Consider the following 5,168-nt stretch of genomic DNA (forward strand, 5'->3'; position numbering starts at 1 on the left):
GCCCACAGGGTGGGCTGTCCCGCCCGGAGGGTGGGCTGTCCCGCCCACGGAGGTGGGCCGGCCCACCTATCGGGTGGGCAGGCCCCTCCCGGCTGGGTGGGCAGCCCATCTTACGAACGCGCACCGACAACGTCCGCTCCTGCGCCGCTCTCGTGGGGTGCGTGGCCGCCTTGGCACGCCGGCGCGCTCCACGAAGCGGGCATATCGGGCGCGCCAGGTGACCTCCGCCGTGCCAAGCGGGACGCTCAGGCGTGCCAAGGACGCGCCGCCGCGCCAAGGGGACGCGCCGCCGTGCCAAGCGGGACGCTCAGGCGTGCCAAGGACGCGCCGCCGTGCCAAGGGCGCGCGGGCGTGCCAAGCGCCGCCCGCCCGCCCGCGCGCGATCGACCGGTCGCCTCAGCGGCCGGAGCTGCCGGCCAGCAGCGCGGCCAGTTGGTCGTCGAGGGGCGGGGCGCCGCGGCGGTTGTCGATCTCGGTGTGCGGCGCCGGCGGCGGGACGTCGGGCAAGGTGGCCGCGGTGAACTCGTCGAAGTTCGCCAGCTTCTGGCCGTCGCGGTCATGACCGCGGCCGATGATCCGCTCCCGCAGCGTGTCGCCGTCGGAGCGGACCCACAGCAGGTGCACGGGGTCCCCGCCCAGCCGCTCGACGTACGCCGACCAGCCGGCGAGGGAGCGGATCTGGCCGGTGAACGGGGCGACGAGGATCGCGGAGCAGCCGGCCGACCGCACCTCGCGCGCCGTGTCGGCCAGCCCGGCGTACTCGTGCACCTTGATGTGCTCGTCGTACCAGGGGCCCTCGCGCTCACCGAACGGCCGACCGTTCGCCGCCAGCGTCGCGACCACGAACGGCGAGTAGACGGTGTCCTTGTCCAGCAGCGCGGGCGTCGGGTCGAGGCGAGCGGCCAACGCCCGGGCGACGGTGGTCTTGCCGGCACCTGGCGCGCCGGCGATCATCCAGACGGCGGGGGTCACGTCTGACGACCCTATCCGGCCGCCTCCACCCCCACGAGCAGCCGGTGGTGCCGCGGCCGCTCGATCTCGTCCGCGACGGCCACCGCGAGGTCCGCGTACGTGATCAGCGCCGACGCCGAGCCGGGGACGATCCGGTACCCGCCGGACGGCGTGCCGCCGTGGTCGAAGTCGCCGGCCGGCGCGACGACCAGCCAGTCCACCGGCGTCGACGCGCGGCGGAACGCGGTCAGGCCGGCGCCGTGGCCGAGCATGAAGTCGCGGTACTCCGACGGGTAGCCGGGTGTGTCGATCAGCGGCGTCCCCGTCACGTCCGGCAGCTGCGACGCCAGCCCGACGGCGACCAGCCGCGGCACCCCGGCGGAGCCCAACCCCGTGAGCAGCGCCGACGCCGCCGCGGGGAAGAACTCGGCGGCCGGGACGGCCAGCGAGGCGGCCGCGTGGACGGCGGCGTCGTGCCCGGCCGACAACGCGGCCACGGAGTCCGCGGAAGTGACGTCGCCCGCCACCACCGCGGCACGGCCCAAGCCAGAGTGCCGCCCGGGGTCGCGCACCACCGCCGTCACATCCCAGCCCCGCCGAGCCGCCTCGGCCAGCACCGCCCGCCCGGCTCGTCCGCCGGCTCCGAACACCACGATTCGCGTCATGCGCCGGACGCTAGGCGACGCCCTGGTCACCCCGAGCTGACCACGCAGGTCAGTACGGTAGGGAGCATGCCGCCGCTGGATCCCGACATGTTCGACCCGGTCTGCCCGTCGACGCTGCTGCCGCTGCGGTTCGCCGACAAATGGGCGGGCATGGTCATCCGCTGCCTCGAGCACGGCCCGCGCCGCTTCTCCGAGCTGCGGGTGACGCTGCGCTCCGTCAGCGCCCAGTCCCTCACCACGTCGCTCAAGAACCTGCAACGCGACGGCCTGGTCGAACGCACCGAACGGACCGGCCCGGTGCGCCACGTCGAGTACGCGCTGACGCCGCTCGGGCGCAGCATGCTGCCCGTCATCGCGGCGCTGTGCGCGTGGAGTGACGCGCACTGGGAGGAGCTGCTCGACGCCCGCGAGGCGGCGGCGACGGCATAGAACGACTCAGCGGACGATCGGCGCGCCCTCCAGCCGCACCCCGGCCGCGCGCATCGTGTCCAGCGCCGTCGCCGTCGTGCCGGCGGCGACCCCGGCGGTGAGCTCCAGCAGCACCGTCGTGTCCAGGCCGGCCCGGGCGGCGTCCAACGCGGTCGCACGGACGCAGTGGTCGGTGGCGATGCCGACGACGTCGACCGTGCCGACCTCATGGCCGCGCAGCCAGTCCGCCAGCGGCACACCGTCGTGCGACTTCCCCTCGAAGCCGGAGTAGGCGGCCTGGTACTCGCCCTTGTCGAAGACCGCGTCGAACGGCTGCGGGTCCAGGTTCGGGTGGAACGCGACGCCGTCGGTGCCGGCCACGCAGTGCGGCGGCCAGCTGTCGACGTAGTCGGGGTTCTCGGAGAAGTGGCCGCCCGGGTCGATGTGGTGGTCGCGGGTGGCGACGACGTAGTCGTAGCGGCGCTCGCCCGGGTCGCTGTCGGACCAGCGCTTGAGCACCTCGGCGATGCCGAACGCGACGTCCGCGCCGCCCGCGACGGCGAGGCTGCCGCCCTCGCAGAAGTCGTTCTGGACGTCGACGACGATGAGTGCGCGCTTCATGGACGGTCCTCCCAGCGGGTGGGGATGGCGGGTTCACCGCGCGACAGCTTCCGCGCGATGCGGGGCAGCTCGGCGCGGGACCGCTCGTGCCGCTCGCGGGCGGCGGCCAGCGGCTCGCGGCCGACGATCTCGCCGTCGCGGACGAGGGGGACGAGCAGCGCACGGTCGTTGCCATCGTCAGCGGGCGAGTGCCCGACGCCGATGACCTCGGCCTCGGCGATCCCGCGGGCGTTGCGGCGACGCAGCGCGTACTTGCGGCCGCCGTGGCTGACCTTGCCGGCGCTCTTCTTCTCGACCGAGACCATCGTGCCGTCGTCGTCGGCCCTGGCCACGAGCTTGTAGACCATGCCGGCGGTGGGCGAGCCGGCGCCGGTGACCAGCTGGGTGCCGACGCCGTACGCGTCGACGGGGGCGGCGGCCAGCGCGGCGATCGCGTGCTCGTCGAGGTCGCTGGTGACGACGATGCGGGTGTCGCGGGCGCCGAGGGAGTCCAGCAGCGCGCGCACCTCGTGGGCCTGCGGCAGCAGGTCGCCGGAGTCGAGGCGGACGGCGCCCAGCTCAGGCCCGGCGATCTCGACGCCCAGCCGGACCGCCTCCTCGACGTCGTAGGTGTCGACGAGCAACGTCGTGCCCTTGCCGAGCGAGTCGACCTGCGCGGTGAGCGCGTCGCGCTCGGTGTCGTGCAGCAGCGTGAACGAGTGCGCGCTGGTCCCCTGCGTGGGCACGCCGTAGGCGCGGCCGGCCTCCAGGTTGCTCGTCGTGGCGAAGCCGGCGACGTACGCGGCCCGGGCGGCGGCGACGGCGGCCCGCTCGTGCGTGCGCCGTGAGCCCATCTCGATGCACGGACGGTCGCCGGCGGCCGTCGTCATCCGCGACGCCGCCGTGGCGATGGCCGAGTCGAAGTTCAGCACCGAGAGCACCAGCGTCTCCAGCACGACCGCCTCGGCGAACGACGCCTCGACGATCAGCAGCGGCGAGTTCGGGAAGTACGCCTCGCCCTCGCCGTAGCCCCACACGTCGCCGGTGAACCGGTACTCGAACAGCCACGCCAGCGTCGCGTCGTCGACGACGTGCTCGCGCTCCAGGAAGCCGAGCGCGTCGTCGTCGAAGCGGAACTGCTCCAGCGCGTCCAGCAGCCGGCCGGTACCGCCGACGACCCCGTACCGGCGTCCGCCGGGTAAGCGTCTGGCGAACACCTCGAACACCGAGCGCCGTCCGGCGGTGCCGCGGGCCAGCGCCGCCTGCAGCATCGTCAGCTCGTAATGGTCGGTGAGCAGGGCCGTCGTAACCGACACAACCACCAGCGTAGGCGGCCGCGCCACGAATGGCCCGGATCATGCGGATACTGGCGAAGCCGTGGCGTGGGGTGGATGATGAGATGTCGTGGACTGGCGGGAATGCCGTGGGTCCTGAGCACGGTTGCGCATGTCAGCGCAGGACGGCGCGGGGTGATGGCCGGAAGATGACACCATTGGGGGCCGTGATGACGACCGCACCCGTCGAGGTCGAGCGCCCGGAGGCCGAGGAGGTCCCGCAGGCCGACGTGCCCTGGGTGACGATCGTGTGGAACGACCCGGTCAACCTCATGTCCTATGTGACCTACGTCTTTCAGGCATACTTCGCCTATCCGAAGACCAAGGCCGAAAAGCTGATGCTCGACGTGCACGAGAAGGGGAAGGCGGTCGTGTCGTCCGGCACGCGGGAAGAGATGGAGCGCGACGTCGAGGCGATGCACTCCTACGGCCTGTGGGCCACGCTGCAGAAGGCGGGGGACCGAGTCTGAGCACCGCGTTCCGTCGCGCGCGCGGAGGCGTCGTCGCCGCGTCGTTCCACGTCGTCGAGGTCGAGCTGCTGCGCTCCCTCGTGGGGCAGCTGCTCGAGCTCGTGCGCGACGACCCCGCCGACCTCAAGGCCGGCGACCGCTGGGCCGCCGAGCTCGGCCTCGCCGACGAGGCGCCGTCGCGGCCGACCGACCCGGTGCTGCTGCGGCTGTTCCCCGACGGCTACCGCGAGGACACCGAGGCGGCCTCGGACTTCCGCCGCTTCACCGAGCGCGGCCTGCGCGACCGCAAGGCGGCGACGGCGGCGACGGTGCTCGCGTCGCTGGCCACGGCCGACGGCGTCCAGCCGGCGAAGAACCGGGAGAAGATCCGGATCGAGCTGGACCAGGCCGAGTCCGAGGCCTGGCTGCGGACGTTGACGGACCTGCGGCTCGCGCTGGGCACCCGGCTGGGCGTGACCGACAGCGACGAGGACGAGTGGCTCTCGCTGGACGAGAACGACCCCCGCCGGCACGTTCACGACGTGTACGACTGGCTCGGCTGGGTCCAGGAGACGCTGGTCCGGACCCTCTCCTCCGCCCTGGAGTGACCCCCGCTCTCGCTCCCATGATCATCAACCTTTTGCGTCGCCAGGGGCAGACTCAATCGGTGGTTGCAACGCCGCAGGATGTGGGGTGGAGGTGGCGTGGTGGCGGCGAGGTTGTCGTTGGTGGAGCGGGAAGAGATTGCGGTGGGTCGGGCG

At 73.2% G+C, this 5,168-nt stretch carries 7 protein-coding genes; 3 read left to right on the plus strand and 4 right to left on the minus strand.

Features of this window, described 5'->3' with window-relative positions; all coding sequences use genetic code 11:
• Positions 1-396 precede the first annotated feature (396 nt).
• Entirely contained in the window at positions 397-972 is a 576-nt protein-coding gene (locus C1I92_RS32560; RefSeq protein WP_199521822.1) for a P-loop nucleotide/nucleoside kinase family protein, read from the minus strand.
• An 11-nt stretch (positions 973-983) separates the two neighbouring features.
• The gene (locus C1I92_RS32565; RefSeq protein WP_111258776.1) at positions 984-1,616 is read right to left on the minus strand and encodes an NAD(P)-dependent oxidoreductase; all 633 of its coding nucleotides are present in this window, start codon (positions 1,614-1,616) and stop codon (positions 984-986) included.
• A 66-nt stretch (positions 1,617-1,682) separates the two neighbouring features.
• On the opposite strand from C1I92_RS32565, the gene C1I92_RS32570 reads away from it, so the two are divergent.
• Positions 1,683-2,045 carry a winged helix-turn-helix transcriptional regulator gene (locus C1I92_RS32570; protein WP_199521823.1) on the plus strand — a complete coding sequence of 121 codons (363 nt, stop codon included), beginning with the start codon at positions 1,683-1,685 and terminating at the stop codon, positions 2,043-2,045.
• A 6-nt stretch (positions 2,046-2,051) separates the two neighbouring features.
• Here C1I92_RS32570 and C1I92_RS32575 read toward each other — a convergent pair whose 3' ends face one another.
• Positions 2,052-2,645 (minus strand): isochorismatase family protein, encoded by a 594-nt coding sequence (locus tag C1I92_RS32575; RefSeq protein ID WP_111258777.1) that lies wholly within the window; start codon positions 2,643-2,645, stop codon positions 2,052-2,054.
• A complete protein-coding gene (locus tag C1I92_RS32580; protein WP_111258778.1) occupies positions 2,642-3,940 on the minus strand; it encodes a nicotinate phosphoribosyltransferase in 1,299 nt (432 codons plus the stop codon). Before C1I92_RS32580 ends, C1I92_RS32575 begins: the two co-directional genes overlap by 4 nt.
• A gap of 188 nt (positions 3,941-4,128) precedes the next feature.
• Between C1I92_RS32580 and clpS the strand changes: the two genes are divergently transcribed.
• Together clpS and C1I92_RS32590 are read left to right on the plus strand one after the other, a co-directional pair.
• A complete protein-coding gene (gene clpS, locus C1I92_RS32585; protein ID WP_111258779.1) occupies positions 4,129-4,428 on the plus strand; it encodes an ATP-dependent Clp protease adapter ClpS in 300 nt (99 codons plus the stop codon).
• Positions 4,392-5,015 carry a DUF2017 domain-containing protein gene (locus C1I92_RS32590; protein WP_199521825.1) on the plus strand — a complete coding sequence of 208 codons (624 nt, stop codon included), beginning with the start codon at positions 4,392-4,394 and terminating at the stop codon, positions 5,013-5,015. The genes clpS and C1I92_RS32590 overlap by 37 nt, the downstream gene beginning before the upstream one ends.
• Positions 5,016-5,168 lie beyond the last annotated feature (153 nt).

The organism is Jiangella anatolica, from assembly GCF_003236295.1.
Taxonomy (GTDB): domain Bacteria; phylum Actinomycetota; class Actinomycetes; order Jiangellales; family Jiangellaceae; genus Jiangella; species Jiangella anatolica.

Excerpts from the sequence above, each read along its gene's own strand:
- C1I92_RS32565 (WP_111258776.1), bottom strand. The coding sequence starts at position 1,616 with ATGACGCGAATCGTGGTGTTCGGAGCCGGCGGACGAGCCGGGCGGGCG.
- C1I92_RS32570 (WP_199521823.1), top strand. The coding sequence starts at position 1,683 with ATGCCGCCGCTGGATCCCGACATGTTCGACCCGGTCTGCCCGTCGACG.
- C1I92_RS32575 (WP_111258777.1), bottom strand. The coding sequence starts at position 2,645 with ATGAAGCGCGCACTCATCGTCGTCGACGTCCAGAACGACTTCTGCGAG.
- clpS (WP_111258779.1), top strand. The coding sequence starts at position 4,129 with ATGACGACCGCACCCGTCGAGGTCGAGCGCCCGGAGGCCGAGGAGGTC.